This window comes from Sphingopyxis sp., from assembly GCF_034380315.1.
Lineage (GTDB): Bacteria > Pseudomonadota > Alphaproteobacteria > Sphingomonadales > Sphingomonadaceae > Sphingopyxis.
This window is the reverse complement of sequence record NZ_JAXMPB010000002.1, coordinates 204,816-220,997: the sequence shown is the minus strand read 5'-3', so window position 1 is coordinate 220,997 and position 16,182 is coordinate 204,816. Positions and strand designations below refer to the sequence as shown.

At 61.5% G+C, this 16,182-nt stretch carries 13 protein-coding genes and 2 tRNA genes; 6 read left to right on the top strand and 9 right to left on the bottom strand.

Features of this window, described 5'->3' with window-relative positions:
• Positions 1-32 precede the first annotated feature (32 nt).
• On the bottom strand, positions 33-902 hold the full coding sequence (locus tag U0S50_RS04110) for an alpha/beta hydrolase (RefSeq protein WP_322307489.1): 870 nt from the start codon (positions 900-902) through the stop codon (positions 33-35).
• Positions 903-1,015: 113 nt separating this feature from the next.
• On the opposite strand from U0S50_RS04110, the gene U0S50_RS04105 reads away from it, so the two are divergent.
• Positions 1,016-1,807, top strand: a complete 792-nt coding sequence (locus U0S50_RS04105; RefSeq protein ID WP_322307488.1) for an SDR family oxidoreductase — start codon at positions 1,016-1,018, stop codon at positions 1,805-1,807.
• A 15-nt stretch (positions 1,808-1,822) separates the two neighbouring features.
• On the opposite strand, the gene U0S50_RS04100 is transcribed toward U0S50_RS04105, so the two are convergent.
• The 4 genes from U0S50_RS04100 to cpdR form a co-directional block, all read right to left on the bottom strand.
• The gene (locus U0S50_RS04100; protein ID WP_322307487.1) at positions 1,823-2,419 is read right to left on the bottom strand and encodes a hypothetical protein; all 597 of its coding nucleotides are present in this window, start codon (positions 2,417-2,419) and stop codon (positions 1,823-1,825) included.
• Entirely contained in the window at positions 2,416-3,054 is a 639-nt protein-coding gene (locus U0S50_RS04095; RefSeq protein WP_322307486.1) for a hypothetical protein, read from the bottom strand. Before U0S50_RS04095 ends, U0S50_RS04100 begins: the two co-directional genes overlap by 4 nt.
• Positions 3,055-3,195: 141 nt before the next feature.
• Positions 3,196-3,270, bottom strand: a tRNA-Val gene (locus U0S50_RS04090).
• A gap of 73 nt (positions 3,271-3,343) precedes the next feature.
• Positions 3,344-3,721 carry a cell cycle two-component system response regulator CpdR gene (gene cpdR / locus U0S50_RS04085; RefSeq protein WP_322307843.1) on the bottom strand — a complete coding sequence of 126 codons (378 nt, stop codon included), beginning with the start codon at positions 3,719-3,721 and terminating at the stop codon, positions 3,344-3,346.
• A 140-nt stretch (positions 3,722-3,861) separates the two neighbouring features.
• Between cpdR and U0S50_RS04080 the strand changes: the two genes are divergently transcribed.
• Positions 3,862-4,734 (top strand): N-formylglutamate amidohydrolase, encoded by an 873-nt coding sequence (locus tag U0S50_RS04080; RefSeq protein WP_322307485.1) that lies wholly within the window; start codon positions 3,862-3,864, stop codon positions 4,732-4,734.
• Positions 4,735-4,911: 177 nt separating this feature from the next.
• Here the strand turns inward: U0S50_RS04080 and U0S50_RS04075 are convergent, their stop codons facing one another.
• The 3 genes from U0S50_RS04075 to U0S50_RS04065 all read right to left on the bottom strand — a co-directional run bounded on the left by U0S50_RS04075 (position 4,912) and on the right by U0S50_RS04065 (position 6,124).
• Positions 4,912-5,361, bottom strand: coding sequence for a GNAT family N-acetyltransferase (locus U0S50_RS04075; protein ID WP_322307484.1), 450 nt, complete (start codon positions 5,359-5,361; stop codon positions 4,912-4,914).
• 147 nt (positions 5,362-5,508) lie between these two features.
• Positions 5,509-5,585 (bottom strand) — tRNA-Pro (locus U0S50_RS04070).
• Between the two features lie 101 nt (positions 5,586-5,686).
• Positions 5,687-6,124, bottom strand: coding sequence for a JAB domain-containing protein (locus tag U0S50_RS04065; RefSeq protein ID WP_322307483.1), 438 nt, complete (start codon positions 6,122-6,124; stop codon positions 5,687-5,689).
• Between the two features lie 128 nt (positions 6,125-6,252).
• On the opposite strand from U0S50_RS04065, the gene thyA reads away from it, so the two are divergent.
• From thyA to U0S50_RS04045, 4 genes are all read left to right on the top strand, one after another.
• Entirely contained in the window at positions 6,253-7,188 is a 936-nt protein-coding gene (gene thyA, locus U0S50_RS04060) for a thymidylate synthase (RefSeq protein ID WP_322307842.1), read from the top strand.
• A 96-nt stretch (positions 7,189-7,284) separates the two neighbouring features.
• Positions 7,285-8,580 (top strand): 3-methyl-2-oxobutanoate dehydrogenase (2-methylpropanoyl-transferring) subunit alpha, encoded by a 1,296-nt coding sequence (locus U0S50_RS04055; protein WP_322307482.1) that lies wholly within the window; start codon positions 7,285-7,287, stop codon positions 8,578-8,580.
• A 32-nt stretch (positions 8,581-8,612) separates the two neighbouring features.
• Complete coding sequence (locus U0S50_RS04050; RefSeq protein ID WP_322307841.1) at positions 8,613-9,617, top strand: alpha-ketoacid dehydrogenase subunit beta; 1,005 nt, start codon at positions 8,613-8,615, stop codon at positions 9,615-9,617.
• Positions 9,618-9,621: 4 nt separating this feature from the next.
• On the top strand, positions 9,622-10,929 hold the full coding sequence (locus tag U0S50_RS04045) for a dihydrolipoamide acetyltransferase family protein (RefSeq protein ID WP_322307481.1): 1,308 nt from the start codon (positions 9,622-9,624) through the stop codon (positions 10,927-10,929).
• Positions 10,930-11,008: 79 nt separating this feature from the next.
• Here the strand turns inward: U0S50_RS04045 and U0S50_RS04040 are convergent, their stop codons facing one another.
• Positions 11,009-16,117, bottom strand: a complete 5,109-nt coding sequence (locus tag U0S50_RS04040; RefSeq protein ID WP_322307480.1) for a hypothetical protein — start codon at positions 16,115-16,117, stop codon at positions 11,009-11,011.
• Positions 16,118-16,182 lie beyond the last annotated feature (65 nt).

Here is a 16,182-nt window from a genome sequence, read left to right as displayed (position 1 = left end):
CGGGCGCAAGGGCGCTCGCCGAGGGGCCCGGTTTACAGGAAATCGTCTAACGTGGAGATGAACCGGTCGAACTGGTCGTGGTGCAGCCAGTGGCCCGCATTTTCGAACTCGATCACCTTGGCGGTATGAAAATGGGCGAGGCGGCCGTCGCGTTCGGGGTTCGATGCCCAGCTGTCCGCCCCGTAAAGCAACAGGGTCGGGCATGTGATGGCCGACCACAGCGATTCGATATCGGCCTGGGGCACGTCGAATCCCGACCAGATGTTCAGATAATTGTCGAACTTCCAGCTCCAGCTGCCGTCTTCGTTGCGGTTGATGCCGTGAACGGTCAGGTGGCGTGCCTGTTCGGGGGTCAGATAGGCATTTTCCGACATCATCCGGTTCAGCGCGTCGTCGAGCGTGGGATAGCGGCGCGGGATGCGTCCCGCCGCCTGGCGCTTCTCGTCGATCCATTTACGAAAGCGCGCGGCAAAGGGGGTGGCGGCGCGTTCGTCGAGCATCTTGGGGGAGGGGCCAAGCCCCTCGATCGCGACCAGCTTGCGGACATGGTCGGGATACAGGCCGGTGTAGCGCAGCGCGATATTGCCGCCCATCGAATGGGCGACGATCGTGACCGGCGCGAGGTCCAATTGGTGAACCAGCTGCGCGAGGTCATACACAAAGCCATACATATCGTAATTGCCGTCGGGGGACCACGCGCTGTCGCCATGGCCGCGCAGGTCGGGGGCGATGACATGGAATCGATCGCGCAGCCTTTGTGCGACCCAGTCCCAGTTGCGGCAATGGTCGCGCCCGCCATGCACCAGCAAAAGTGGCGGTGCCCCTTCGTTTCCCCAGTCGACATAGTGCAGTTTCAACCGCTGGGAAAAGAAGCTGTTCGAAGTCGGGCCGGTACTTGCCATCGCGTCGTCCTTGCTGTCTGTTCCAGTTTCAAAAGGCGACTGATCTCGATCCGTCAACCCCGCATGGCCGGGAAGGATCGAAATCTTTACGAAAGACACAAAGGAAAAAACCAATGAACACCTTCACCCCCCACCTGCTGGTAGGCAAGACCGCGTTTGTCGCGGGCGGCACGAGTGGGATCAATCTAGGCATCGCAAAGCGTTTCGCTGCGTTGGGGGCGAGGGTGGCGGTCGTCGGCCGTGATCCCGACAAGGCAGCACGGGCGGCAGCCGAAATCGGTGATGATGCGCTAGGGTTGTCGGCGGATGTGCGCGACTATGACGCGATTCGCGCCGCGATGGAGAGCATTGCGGATCAATTGGGTGCGCTCGATATCGTCGTATCGGGCGCTGCCGGGAACTTTCTGGCGCCGATCCTCGGAATGTCGGCAAACGCCTTCCGTACGGTGGTTGATATCGACCTCAACGGCACCTTCAATGTTTTTCGCGGCTGTCATGACCTGCTCAATCGACCGGGGGCCTCGCTGATCGCGATTACGGCGGGTCAGGCGGTCAATGCCGCCGTGCTACAGGCCCATGCTTGCGCGGCCAAGGCGGGTATCAATCAGTTGGTTCGGGTCCTGGCTCTGGAATGGGGACCGGATGTTAGGGTTAACGGCATTTCGCCGGGACCGATCGCGGACACCGAAGGAATGAAGCGCCTTGCTCCGGACGAAGCCGCACAGGAGGCGCATTATGCGCGAATTGCGATGAAACGATGGGGACGAATTGATGAGGTCGCCGAGGCTGCTGTGTTCCTCTGCTCCCCCGCCGCAAGTTATGTCACCGGGACGATACTCGACTGCGATGGTGGCAGCCAGATCGGCAATGCTTCGCGAATCGATCTCGCGCGAGGCATGACCTGATGGTCCGCGATTGGGTCAGGGATGTTCCCAAAGATAACGATAGGTGAAGTCGAACAGATCGACAGGGCGAAAAAAATCACCTGCCCAGAACATCTGATGCGTTTGCGGCGACAGGCGAACCTTTGCATCGCACGCCAGCTTTTCGACAAGGCTATACCAACTCGGCCGATAACCCGAGATCCACGGTCCCGCTTCGGTCGCCCGATCGATCTTGCCGTTGCGCATAAACGCATAGCCGTCGGCCATGCGCAGCCGGTACCCCGCGCAATCATACTGCAATGTATAAAAAACGAACTCGTTGCCTTGGCTATCTTCGGCAGTCTTGCTTTCATAGGCAACCATGACATCGATCTCGACGGGCGCGTCGCGGGCCGCACCCGTGGGCCGCGCCTTCATGTCGGCAAACCACAATCGACGGTTCGGCGCCTCGCCGGTTCCGAATACGCCATACCAGCATCGTTCCATGGTCGCGAGTTTGCAGTCGCGAAGATCTTCGACCGCGAGTTGCTGCCTTATCTGGTCGCGTTCCGCCTCGCTTTGATGGGCTTGAGCGGTGGCAGCCGGCACAACTGCCAGCAGCGCCGCGGCGGCGCGCAACAGCAGGGCGCTCATTCTATTTCTCCCAGGGCGGTCTGCGGTTTGTCGGGGCGTACGTCGACCACCTTGACGATAGGGTGGTCGAATTTCGACACCGTGTTCCGATAACGATATATCGGTTCGCTGACCGATGTGGCGCCGCTGATAAACCAGCCATTATAGTCAAAGAATGTTGTCGTTCGGACCTTGCCTGTGTCGTCGGCGGTGATGGTGGCGGCCTCATAGGGGACGGCAGTCATCAACAGATAGCGGCCAGGCTTTAGACCGCGAAAACGAAAGAAGCCGTCGTCGTCGGTAAAGGTGCGCGCCTTGTAGCGAGCGGCGACCCCAAGCTCGGTCGCGATGGCTGCGGGATTGTTACCGAACTTGCGAACTGCGGCATCGATGGCGGGGGTATGGGGAAAGAGGTACACGACCTCATTCTTCGTGACAATCCGCTCGGTTTTTCGCGTGGCGCGCTTCTTTTCGTCGATCTCGTAGCGGGTTTTGCCTGGGCGTCCCGAAAGGATATGCTCACCGACATTCATCGCCGCCTGGACGGACGCGGTATCTTCGGCCCGACTTGGCTGGGCGCTCGCTGGCACTGTGGACAAACCAAGCACGGCGGTGGCACTCGAAGCGACTAAGGCAGATAGGGGCAGGTTGGTCATGCCCGAAGCTGTAACAAGGTGGGGTCGTTCCTGTCCCGCCGGACGGCGCATTGGTACATTTGCGCGCGGCCGTGAGAAGGCTATCAGAACATTCTGGACAGCAAAAAGCCCGAGGGTCGAAAGACCATCGGGCTTTTGAAATGGTGGGCGTGGCAAGGATTGAACTTGCGACCCCTGCGATGTCAACACAGTGCTCTACCACTGAGCTACACGCCCACACGTTTGGGGTGACGCGGCCCTTAAAGGCGTTGGCGCGGGCTGGCAAGCCCTTCGCGCCCGCCGGGCGAAATTATTGTTGGTTTGATCGGTCTACGCGGCCAAACAGATTGTCGACCTCGCGCACCAGATCCTTGAGGTGAAAGGGCTTCGACAGCAGCTTCGCCTGAGGCACATTTTCTTCGGCGCGCAGCGATACCGCCGCAAAGCCGGTGATGAACATAACCTGGGTCTGCGGCGCGACCTTCGCCGTGTGCTGGGCAAGCTCGATACCGTCCATCTCCGGCATCACGATGTCAGACAGAAGCAGGTCGAACGTGCCCGAATCAATGTAGGGGACGGCTTCCGTCCCGCGATCAACCGCAGTGACATGATAGCCGGCGCTGGTCAGTGCGCGCGCGAGATACTCGCGCATCACATCATCATCCTCGGCCAGCAATATACGAATCATGCTGAGAAATTCCCCTGGTCCCGCCGTGGTGCCTCTCACCTTCCGTGCGGCATAATGCAACGAAGTGCGTAATAGCGCGAGAGATTTAACAAATTGCCGTGACACTGGATTTTCCGGATCACTTTTGTCACCCATGGTGCATGGCACCATCTTCCACCCCGTCCGCGGCTATTGCCGTCAACCGCCCTGTGTGCGCCGGACCGGTTGTCGTTTCGGTTCCGCACGCGGGACGCATCTATCCGTCCGCATTGATAGCGGCAGCCCGGGTGGACCAGAAGATATTGGAACGGCTGGAGGATCGCTGGTGCGATCGGGTGGCAAACGACGCATCTGGCGCCGGAGCTACTGTCGTTCAGGCGCTGTGGGCGCGGGCGGTGGCCGACTGCAATCGCGGCGAGGGGCAAATGGCTCCAGCCGAGGTTGCTGTGGCGCTGCGCCCGCAATTTTCGGCGCCAGGACGCAAGGAAAGGGCTGGCCTCGGTGTCGTTCCGACCCGGCTAGCAGAATCGGGGCCATTGTGGCGCCGCCCTATCGATGCCGCCGAACTCGCCTGGCGCCTTGAGGGCGTGCATCGCCCCTATCACATTGCATTAGAGGATGAACTCGATGTGGCCCGCCGCCGGCATGGCCATGCGGTTCTTATCGATTTGCACAGCATGCCGCCGATACCGGCTGGCCAGCCGGGACACGGAGCACGTATTGTCGTCGGCGATTGCTTTGGCGAATCATGCGATGATTGGCTGACCGAACTGGTCGTGGGCATGGCGACATCGCTGGACGTCGCGGTAACGCGCAATCAGCCCTATGCTGGCGGTCATATCGTTCGGCGTCATGGTCGTCCCGCCCGGCAGGTCCATGCCGTACAAATCGAAATTGACCGCACCCTCTATCTGACGCCTGATCGCTTGCCGGACGTTGCGCGTACCGCCTGGCTGGCGCGTTGGTTCGCCACCTTGGTTGGCGAGGCCGGGCAGGCATTTCCAAGGAACGCTCAGCCGATAGCAGCCGAATAAAAAACCACCTCGTGCGTGAAGCACGAGGTGGCCAGGGTCCAGGGAGGACGCACCCACGTCTTGCGACGGGGGTACTCACCGCGGTGGAAAGGGGGAAACCACGGCGGCGTAAGAGCAATCTAGGATGGGATGCATCCGGTTACAAGGGGCAGGGCGATTTCTCGCCCCGCCGCCCGTTCATGCGTCGAGTCGCATCAGCATGTTTTCGAATGGAAGCCCATGATCATCCTCCGGGCGCCTTGAGATTTCCCGAAAACCCAAGGCGTTGTAAAAGGCGCAGGCGCCCGTGTTGGCGGTATAGACTTCGAGCGACAGTTCGCCCTTCAGCGCGCGAGCGTGCGCAACCAGCGCGCGTCCGGCGCCGCGTCCCTGTACGTCGGGGTCGATGAACAGTCCGCCGATGAAGTTGTCGAGAAGCCCAACAAAACCGATCGGTTTCCCGTCGACGCAGGCGACCCAGTTTTCGGCTTTCTCCAGATAGACGTCCTCAATCAGCTTGCGCTGCTCGAGGATCGTTTCCTCGCCCAGGAAATTATGGGCTTTCAGCGATGCGCGATACCAGATCGACGACAGCTCGTCCTTGTCCGCAGCCTGATAGGCGCGGATCACTACGTCATTATTTTCCATGATGTTTCCACGAATTTTCGATGCGCAAAAATAGTATCGGCCCATCGGCCGACAATGTTTCCGCCGAAGCGGTCCAAATCTACTTTCTGCGCATCAAGCTCCGTGGTTGTCCGTCAGGCCCTGACAGGTCTGATCAGAAAAATAGACTGGTCGGGGAGAGAGGATTCGAACCTCCGGCCCCTGCCTCCCGAAGACAGTGCTCTACCAGGCTGAGCTACTCCCCGACCGATCGCTTGCACCGGCGGACCGGTGCGAAGGCAGGGCGGTCCTCTAGACGCGACTTTCGCGACTTTCAAGCGCCAATCGCGCGCGAGTACACATTGCCCTATAAAAGGCCGCAGCGACGGAAACTGAAATGGCCGCTGTTCACGAAAATCAGATGATCGGCCAGCTCGATTCCGAGCGCATTGAGCAGTTCTGCGGCTTCGCGCGTGCAGTGACGGTCGGCCTTGCTGGGCCAGGCGGCACCCGACGGATGGTTATGTGCCATCAGGACGCGGCAAACATTCGTCCCGGCAATGGCACGCCAGCAGCACGCAGGCACCCGGCATTTCGTGAGTTCGTGACCGCGCGCTTCTTCGCAATATTCCATCCGAAGAAGTCGCTGATGCCTATCAAAGGCCAAAAGCAACACGGCCTCGCGGCCTCGCGGAAAGCGCGGGCGCAACAGGTCTTGCGCGATCGAATCCTCCGACTGGCGTGGTACGAAACCGTGCCACATGGCCGAGTCCGGTACATGCTCGATCGATTCGGCGACAATCATGGCCGCAACCTGCGCGTATCGCGCGATGCGGCCAATCTCCATCTACGCCGTTACGGAGGTTGTCGGTCACGCCCTTGTCGTGCGGCGAGGTGCGCCGTAGCAAAGGGCAGCAAAGTTGGGAGCCTGTGTTGACTGATTCCGTCCATTATGAACTGCAATATCTCGATCTGATGCGTCGCATCTGGGAGGAGGGCGATGAGCGCGTGGATCGGACAGGCGTTGGTACGCGTTCGCTTTTTGGCCAAACGATGCGCTTTTCATTGCGGGACGATGCGATCCCGTTGCTGACGACCAAGCGCGTTTACTGGAAGACAGCGCTGCGCGAGATGTTGTGGTTCCTGACCGGCGATACGAATATTCGGCCGCTGGTCGCGCAAGGAGTGCGAATCTGGACCGATTGGCCGCTTGACCGCTTTCGGCGTGAAACGGGCGAAGTCATCTCGGCTGAGGATTTTGAAGCGCGGATATTGGGAGATGCCGATTTCGCAAGGCGGTGGGGCGACCTTGGCCCTGTGTATGGCCATCAATGGGTGAACTGGCCGCGCTATGAACCAGTGGGCGGCGGGCTGTTTCGGCGTGCCGAGCAGGGGTACGATCAAATTTCAGAACTGATCGAGTCGCTGCGGAGTAACCCCGGTTCGCGGAGGCATATCTTCACGGGCTGGAACGTCGCGGATATTGGCCGCATGGCATTGCCGCCCTGCCATATGACCTATCAATTCCATGTTCGCAGCGACGGCGGTTTATCGTGCCTACTGTTTCAGCGGTCCTGTGATTTGGGGCTGGGTTTTGCTTTCAACGTTTTCGAGGCCGCGCTTCTGACACGGATGATCGCACAGCAATGCGATCTGCATGCGCATGAACTGGTGTGGACCGGCGGCGACGTGCATTTGTATCTTAATCACGCCGATCTGGTGCGGCAGCAGGTCAACCGTATTCCGCATGGGGAACCGAAGCTGCGTATTCTCCGGCGACCGGAGACGATTTTTGCCTATCGTTTTGAGGATTTCCTTGTCGAATTCTACAGTCCGCAAGCGCATATCGCGGCACCTGTTGCAGTGTGAGACTGCCCATTGCACTCCGCAGGAGAAGGTAATAATATGTCGCTATATTGAAATATAACTAGACGGCGTGATGATTCGCGCTGAAGGGATGAAGATATGCCTGAAACGCATCGGCGTCCGGCGCGCAATTTGCCGCCATTGTCGCTCCACGTTCCCGAGCCGCGCTATCGCCCCGGGGATACCCCGGATTTCAGCGATATCGAAGTTCCTGCTGTCGAGGCTGCGCTACGACCGGAAGAAGCAGCCAAGCCCGACACGATGCGCGAGTTGTCATACGGACTCGTGCGTGTCCTTGATTTCGATAGTCAGGCGAAGGGCGCATGGGATCCCAAGCTGACGCCCGAGCGCCTGCGTGCGATGCTCCGCTATATGATGCTGGTTCGTGCTTTCGACGATCGGATGTTCCGCGCTCAGCGGCAGGGCAAGACCAGCTTTTACATGAAGTGTACCGGCGAAGAGGCTACCTCGGTTGCATCGACGATGGCGATCGATCGCGCCGACATGTGCTTTCCCAGCTATCGCCAGCAAGGCATTCTTATCGCGCGTGAATATCCCCTGATTCAAATGATGAACCAGATTTATTCGAACCGCGGTGACCATCTGCTCGGTCGCCAGTTGCCGATCATGTACTCAGCGCCCGAGTATGGCTTCTTCAGCGTTTCGGGCAATCTTGCCACGCAGTATCCGCAGGCGGTAGGCTGGGCGATGGCCTCGGCGTCCAAGGGCGACAACCGGATCGCGACGGTATGGTGTGGAGAAGGATCGTCGGCGGAGGGTGACTTTCACTCGGCGCTGACGTTTGCGGCGGTTTATAATGCGCCGGTTATTTTCAATGTGGTTAACAACCAATGGGCAATCTCCAGCTTTTCCGGCTTTGCCGGGGGTGAGCGGACCACCTTTGCGGCGCGTGCGATCGGTTATGGCATCGCCGGACTGCGTGTTGACGGCAATGATCCGCTGGCGGTCTATGCCGCGACGCAGTGGGCGGCCGACCGGGCGCGCACCAACAATGGACCGACGCTGATCGAGCATTTCACCTATCGCGCCGAAGGTCACAGCACCTCGGACGATCCCAGCGCCTATCGCGCCGCGCAGGAATATTCCGCCTGGCCGCTCGGCGACCCCGTGGTGCGGTTGAAGCAGCATCTCGAACGCCTGGGCGAGTGGGACGATGCGCGGCACGAAGCGCTTCGCACCGAGCTCGAGGAGATTGTGAAGACAACGCAGAAACAATCTGAAAAACTTGGTGTTTTGGGGCATGGCATGCACCAGCCCTTTGAAACCATGTTCGAGGATGTGTTCGAGGAAATGCCCTGGCATCTTCAGGAGCAGTGCGAACAGATGCTTGCCGAACAGCGCGCCAAGTTCGGTCCCGACTGGAGGCCGGAATGATGGTTGCTGAGGGTGAGGCTGCGATGAAAACCATGAACATGATCGAGGCGATCAACAGCGCCATGGACATCATGCTCGATCGCGATCCGAATGTGGTCGTGATGGGCGAGGATGTCGGTTTTTTTGGCGGCGTGTTCCGCGCCACGGCCGGCCTGCAGAAAAGGCATGGCAAGACGCGGGTGTTCGACACGCCGATCAACGAGTGCGGCATCATCGGGGTCGCGGTGGGCATGGGCGCCTATGGCCTGCGCCCCGTCCCCGAAATCCAGTTCGCCGATTATATCTATCCGGGGCTCGACCAGCTGGTCAGCGAAGCGGCCCGGCTGCGCTATCGTTCTGCGAATGATTTCATCTGTCCCATGACGGTGCGTACCCCCTTTGGCGGCGGCATCTTTGGCGGTCAGACGCACAGCCAGTCGCCCGAAAGCATCATGACCCACATCTGCGGGGTCAAAACCGTGATCCCGTCGAACCCTTATGACGCGAAGGGGCTGTTGATTGCGGCGATCGAGGACAATGACCCGGTCGTATTCCTGGAGCCCAAGCGCATCTATAACGGCCCGTTCAGCGGCTATTACGACCGTCCGGTCGAGCCGTGGTCGCGCCATGCGGCGAGCGCGGTGCCCGAGGATTATTATCGTATCGAACTCGGCAAGGCGGCGACGGTCCGCGAGGGCGAGGCGGTCACGGTGCTCGTCTATGGCACCATGGTTCATGTCGCCAAGACGGTCGTCGAGGAGCAGGGTGTCGATGCCGAGATCATCGACCTGCGCACGCTGTTGCCGCTCGACATCGGGGCGATCGAGGCGTCGGTGAAAAAGACCGGGCGCTGCCTGATCATCCATGAAGCGACCCGAACGTCAGGTTTTGGCGCCGAACTGGCTGCGCTGGTTCAAGAGCGCTGCTTTTATCATCTCGAAGCGCCGGTCGAGCGTGTGACCGGGTTCGACACTCCCTATCCGCACAGCCTGGAATGGGCTTATTTTCCTGGGCCGGTGCGTATCGCCACTGCGCTTGAAAAGATTTTGAAGGACTGACGCCATGGCTCGCTATTCCTTTCGTCTTCCCGATATCGGTGAAGGTATCGCCGAAGCCGAGATCGTCGCCTGGCACGTGAAAATCGGCGATCGCATCGAGGAGGATGCCCAACTCGCCGACATGATGACCGACAAGGCGACCGTCGAGATGGAATCGCCGGTTTCGGGCACCGTTGTCGAACTCGCAGGCGAAGTCGGCGAGATGGTGGCGATCGGATCGACGCTGGCGGTTATCGAAACCGGCGCCGAGGACGGTGCAACGGACGATCCATCGTCAGATAAAATTCTTGAAAAAGAAAATGTTGAGGAAGAGACTTTAACCTCGAAAGAGGTTGAATTTATAGATCCGCCGGTCGCTGTTGTGGTCCCGACCCCGACCCCGACCCCGACCCCGACCCCGACCCCGACCTCGGCCGCTGCTGCTGTTGCTGTTGCTGCGCCGTCAGCTGACCGTCATGTGCTTGCATCCCCTGCGGTTCGGGCTCGCGCGAAGGATTTGGGGGTCGACCTTGGCAAGGTGAGCGCCGATGGCGACCGCATTCGTCACGCCGACCTTGATGCCTATCTGCGGTACAATGCGGGGCAGGGGTATCACGCCCCGGGTGCCTCGCGCGCCCGCGCCGACGATCCGATCAAGGTGATCGGGATGCGCCGCAAGATCGCCGAGAATATGGCTGCGTCCAAACGGGCGATCCCGCACTTCACCTATGTCGAGGAAATGGACGTGACCGCGCTGGAAGCGATGCGCGCCGACCTCAATGAAAATCGCGGAAATCGACCGAAGTTGACGATGTTACCTTTTCTGATTGTCGCGATCTGCCGGACGGTCCCGGCGTTTCCGATGATCAATGCCCGCTATGACGATGAAGGCGGGGTGGTGACCCGGCATGGGGCAGTCCATCTGGGTATGGCAACGCAGACCGACGCCGGGCTGATGGTGCCGGTGATCCGCGATGCCCAGGACATGAATGTGTGGCAATTGGCGTCGGAAATCATCCGTTTGGCGGAAGCTGCCCGTACCGGAAAGGCCAAGGTCGAGGAGCTGACCGGCGGAACATTGACCGTCACCTCGCTGGGTCCGCTGGGCGGTGTTGCAACCACGCCGGTGATCAACCGCCCCGAAGTTGCGATCATCGGGCCGAACAAGATCGTCGAACGCCCGGTTTTCGATGGCGACGACATCCGCCGTGCCAAGCTGATGAACCTGTCGATCAGCTGCGACCACCGCGTCGTCGATGGGTGGGATGCCGCCAGCTTCGTTCAGGCGCTCAAAAAGCTGGTAGAAACGCCCGTACTGCTGTTTGCCGAGTAAAGTGATGTACGGGTGCGGAAATGCGCCCGATGGCACTCAGCGGCGCTTAAAATCGATTTTTTGAGGGGCGGGCATCGGGTCAAAGGCCGAGGCCCGCCAGACTGTGCTGGTCGAACTTCAGTTTGAAAGTGACGTAGGCGCCCGACCGCGAATAGCGGGATCCTTCGAAATCGCGGTCGCGAAAGCCTGAAAAATTGTAGCCGAATACAATGTTGACATTGTTTTTCGGCGCAATTGCGATGGTCGGCCCACCGGTCCAGGCAGCGGTATCGGCACCGGTTCCGACGCGCACCGTCCCCGATGCGCCAACATCGACATGCGCGCTGAGGTTGAAACGGACATCGGCACCGATCAGATTGGACCAACCGCTGACATCATCGGTGCCAAAGCGATCGAAACTATAGCGCGTGCCCCAGAACAGGCCGAATTCCGCGCGTTCCAGCCATTGCCGCTGGTCCGTGCCCAGGCGCCCCCGTTCGCCAAGCGGGCTCCAGTTCACCGAAAGACTGTTGAGCAGGCGGCGGCTTTCCGCATTGCCGTCGATGGTCAGTGCAGCGCCGCCGATGGGTCCCGGCCGCCCCGCGATCGCGTTTTGTACCTTGTCCAGCCGGACCTCCGCCTTGGTCAGCCATGAAAGGCTGGAGGCGGCGGGACGGTGCGCCCAACTGAGTTCGAGGCGCAGCGTTCTGGTGCTGGGCGCAGATGCGCCCCCGTCTGCCACCGTCCAGTTCAGCAACGCGCCGAGCGCCCGCCCTTCGCCCAATTGGCGCAAACCGCCGATCGTCAGGCCGTACCGATCGACGGTTTCGCCGCCCCGATATTCGGCACGGCCCGTCAACGTCCACCGTTCCGCGCGATAGGTCGCCCCGGCACTGATAGCTGTGAAATCCTCTGTTAACATCGCGGAATTTCCCAGAAAACCGCCTGATGCTATCGGATTGTTTACATTGACAACATCGGTGGAGGTGATGCCGCCAAGCGTTTTGTTGCCGTCCAGAGACAGATCGGCCGACCAGCGTTCGCCAAGCCGAAGTGATTGCGAAAGGCCATAGGCGGCGAAGCTGCGCGGCCCATATTCGCCGATCTGCTGGCGATTGGCGGTGGCTAGCAGACGCGCGCCGCCCCAGGGCGTTAGATCAAACCCGAGCCGCGCCGTACGAGCCCGCACGCTGCTGCCGTCCGCGATCTCGTAGCTTCCGATCAGATTGACGTCGCGGGCGACCGCAAAACGTGCGCCAAAGCGGTGCCGTGCCGGAAAATCGATGCTGGCATCCTTTCCATCCAGCGCAAATTCGGTTTGGGCGTCGAGTTCGAGCCGTTTTGCGAGCAGGCGCCGGGTCGCGCCGATCTGGACGATCGACGAACGGTTGTTCGTGCCGTCGGCCAGCCGGTCGGAAGTGTGGGTGAGGCCGGCCCTGAACGCCGTCGCATGGCCTTCATACTCGGCAAGCGCGCGGATCGCCCGGCGCCGCGTGGCCGCGACCGCATAATCCTCCTGCCACACGCTTGCGGTCAGTTTCAGGGCACGGCCAGCGCGCAGCCGCGCGTCGATTCCGACCTTGCGCAAACCGTCCTCGCCCCGGTTGAGCTGGCCGACGCCAAAGCCGTTGCCGCGCTCACGGGCATAGACCAACAGGTCGGCGTTCTTTCCATGATGCTCGACCTCCACCAGCCAGGCGGTTGCTGCGGCGCTCGCGCCGGCGACGGCAGCGCGCCGCTTGGCGTCGGAAAATGCCAGTTCTGCGTGGATTTCGGTCTCGGCATACGGTTGATAGCGCAGGTCGATGCCCCCCAGGTCGGTCCGCATATCATTGTCGCCATCGCGGATCAGCGTTGCACCGACCTGCAGGCGTTCGTCGTCGCTGCGATAGCGGATGCGCGCGCCCGCGTTCACGACGCGTTCGGCTACGCCGGTGGTTTCATAGTCAGCGACGATGAACTGGGGATCGAGCCCTGACGACCGGCTGAGCAACGGCGAGCGGAACCGGATGGTTCCGGACGAATAATCGATGTCATAATCAATATGTCGCGTCATATTAACGCTGTTAACTATGCGTTCGCCGTGAAATCTGTCGCGGGTTTCGATCCGGATCCGTTCGCTGTTCGGTACGATATCGCGCGCGCCGAGCCGATAGGGGCCGGCCAGTCCGCTCCCCTGAATTTCGTCGCGGCGAAAGCGGTGCGGGGTATCGGCCACAAAGACCGAGGCGGCCACATTTTTGCCTCTGTACTCCGCTTTTCCGCCATTCAGCGCGCGTTGATAGCGCGCAAGCCGGGGTTCGGCGATGCCGGTTTCGAAGTCGCCGAACATGGCATAGAATTGCGGCCGTTCGAGGCGAAGATAGAGTTTGCGGACCGACACCGCGTCATGGCGCGTTTCATTCCGGTCAGCATAGATGGTGTAATAGGCCCGCGGATCGATGACCCCGCCGAACCGGGCGTCATCCTCGTCCTTGTCGCTGTCATACGCCAATGTCATCAGCCACTTTCCGCGAACGCGGCCCTTGGCATAAAGAGCGAGACGGGTGTCAACATGGAGCGTGTCGAGCGTTTCGGCCATCGTCTCCATGCGGTCGTCCAGCATGTTGTATCCAAGGGTGCCCGCCGCAAAGCCGACGACGGTCCACGGTCGATCGCCGGGGTCGAGCCAGGCTTCCAGCGCCTGTTTCCGTTCTGCGCCGTCATCCCGAAAAGCGAAGTCGATGGTGATCGTGCCCGACGCCGTGGTGGGCTCCAGCGCGATATAAGCCATTCCATCGTCGCCCTCGACCCGCCATGTCGGCCTGGCGCGTTCCAGACCGGCGAGTTGGCGGGCCTGTTGCGCGTCGACCTCGACGGCAGGGAAATAGGGGGAGGGGACGCCAAACTCGCCGGTCAGACCGTGCCGAACGGGCATGCCGGCGCGGTCGGTCAATCGAACGGCGATGACCGGTCGGGTGACGCCGTCGGCGACCAGCAACGATTGCTCTGGCACCAAAGTCGCGCGCATCGGTGTGATCGAATAATGGACATCGCGGCTCAGTCGCGCGGTGATAACGTCGTTAACATCGCGGATATCGGCGCTGAGGCGGTTGCGTCCCTCTTCAATCTCGATCCCGCGCCACAGGCTGACCGCGATCGACCCGTCGGGCGATTTCTGCGTCCCTTCGAAACTGAGCGGATCGACGGGTTTGCCGTTGATGCGCAGCGCTATGGTCTGGCCGGGCAGATGCTTGATCGCGGCGCGAATAGCTTTCGCACGCGGATTATGGTCTGGTGCGGGGAAGATCCAGCCTATGCCGGCGGCTTGCCCTGCCAGCCAGTCGCGCCCGGCACCCGCGGCCTCGGCATCGCCCATGGGTTGCGGGCGCGTCAGCGGCGCAAACCGGGCCGGGGCACGGGGCGGCGCGGCCTCGGCGCGGAAATCGGCGCGTTTCAGCGACCCGCCGCGCCCTTCGACAAAGCGGGAGATCGCGCTTCCGGCCGACTGGGGCGATTGGGCGCAATCGACCGCCTGACGATCGAGGGGCAATGTCGAGGGGTCGATCTGCACCACATGAAGCCCGGGGCGGACGCCTTCGAAATGATAGCGGCCATCTTCGTCGGTGACGGCATAGCTGCCGTCTTGCATCATCACGCGAACTCCGCCGATTCCTGCGGCCTGCTCCGGATCGATGCGGCAACTGCCATCGGTGATACGACCGATGATCGTCATGCGATCGGCAATCCGGTCGCGCTTGATCGCCACGACGGCTTCGGCCACGTTGCTGGACGATCCGCGGTCATCGGCGGCCGTTGCGCGGTTCAGCGCGCGTCCGGGCCGGGCCGTTACCGAAATTTCGGCTAGATAAGTCAGCAAGACGCTCTTCGACGGAGCGATCGCTGGAATGGTGATGGTAAAGTTGCGGCCGTCCGGTGACGGATTCATGGCCATGTGAACGCCGTCAACACGAAGGCTCTCTGCGCGCAGGCGTATTCCAGCGGGCAGGATATCGCGAACGGTGACGGCGCCGGTAAAGCGCCGGGCGTCGCGATTGCTGATCTCGATGCGATACTGGATGATATCGCCCGGAACGGCGACATCGGTCGATGCGGTCTTGCGAAGCACCAGGGGCAGCCCTGGTTGATCGACGGGAATGTCGACGCGAACCGGGGCCGGGCTGTCGAGCGTGAAGGGGCGTCCATAGCTCGCTGCCGAAATTGCAAAGGCTTCGCCATTGTCGGGACGGCGGAGCGGCGCGAGGCTGGTAGGGTCGGATGCGGACGGCGCCTTGAAAGGCGCCGGGGGCTCGACCAGCAGCCGATAGGTTCCGGGCGCGACGAAGGGAAAGCGGTAGTCGCCCGGCGGGACATCGTAAACCGTTCCGCCTGCATCGGTCACGCGTTCGCCGGTCACCACGGTCGATGGATAGGCGGAAACGCCGTCGTCGCCGTAAACGAGGGCAGGCTGGCCGGTCGCGGCATCGAGCAGCGTGACCCGGCTGCCCGGTACCGCAGCGCCGTCGCCGCTGTCGAACACGATCCCGAACGGGTCGACCAGAAAATCGATCGCGGCGAGGGCGACGAGGTTGCTGCTGTCGAGGGCGGTTACGCGGAGCGACAGATGGCTGCCGGACCGGACCGAAAGGCGGCAGTCGCCCGGAACAATGGCGGGGGGGATGCCGACCGTCGGGATGATGCCTGTGAATTTCCCGCTGTCCGCGGCGGTTTCGGTAAGGATGATCTGTTCGCGGTCGCCATTCTCGAGTTCCAGAAGACCGGGCAGGGTGTCGGCAATCGTGGAATCGCGATTGGCGGCCGCGAGTTCCAGTCCGACGACGAGCAGCTCACCCGCATGGAAGCGATCGGTCCGATCGAGGGAGGCGGGAGCCGTCGGCAATCCGGCATAGACGCCGCCGATCGGAATCATCGACGTTGTGCCGCGTTCCGCTGGTCCGGCCACAACGCAGGCGGTCGGCGACACCGGCATTGCTACTGTGCCGCCTCCCCCCGTCATGCGATAGGTCGTGATCGTCGGCGCCGGGGCAGGGCGGGGCGTCACGGCGATATCGACCTGGTTCGAACGGATATGCGCGGCCGCCCCACCGGCAGTCCAGTCAGCCGACGCAGTGTTGGAAATCAACTGCGCATCGGCGGGCATGCCGAGCAGCAAAGTTGCTGCGGCCGCTGCAAGTCCGGCAAAGGACAGGTGTTTTCGGATGGGGCGCATGATCGCGATCCCGGAGGGAGGGCGCGCGCTTCGGCCGCTTGTGCCAGCGCGCGCGCCCGATCCCG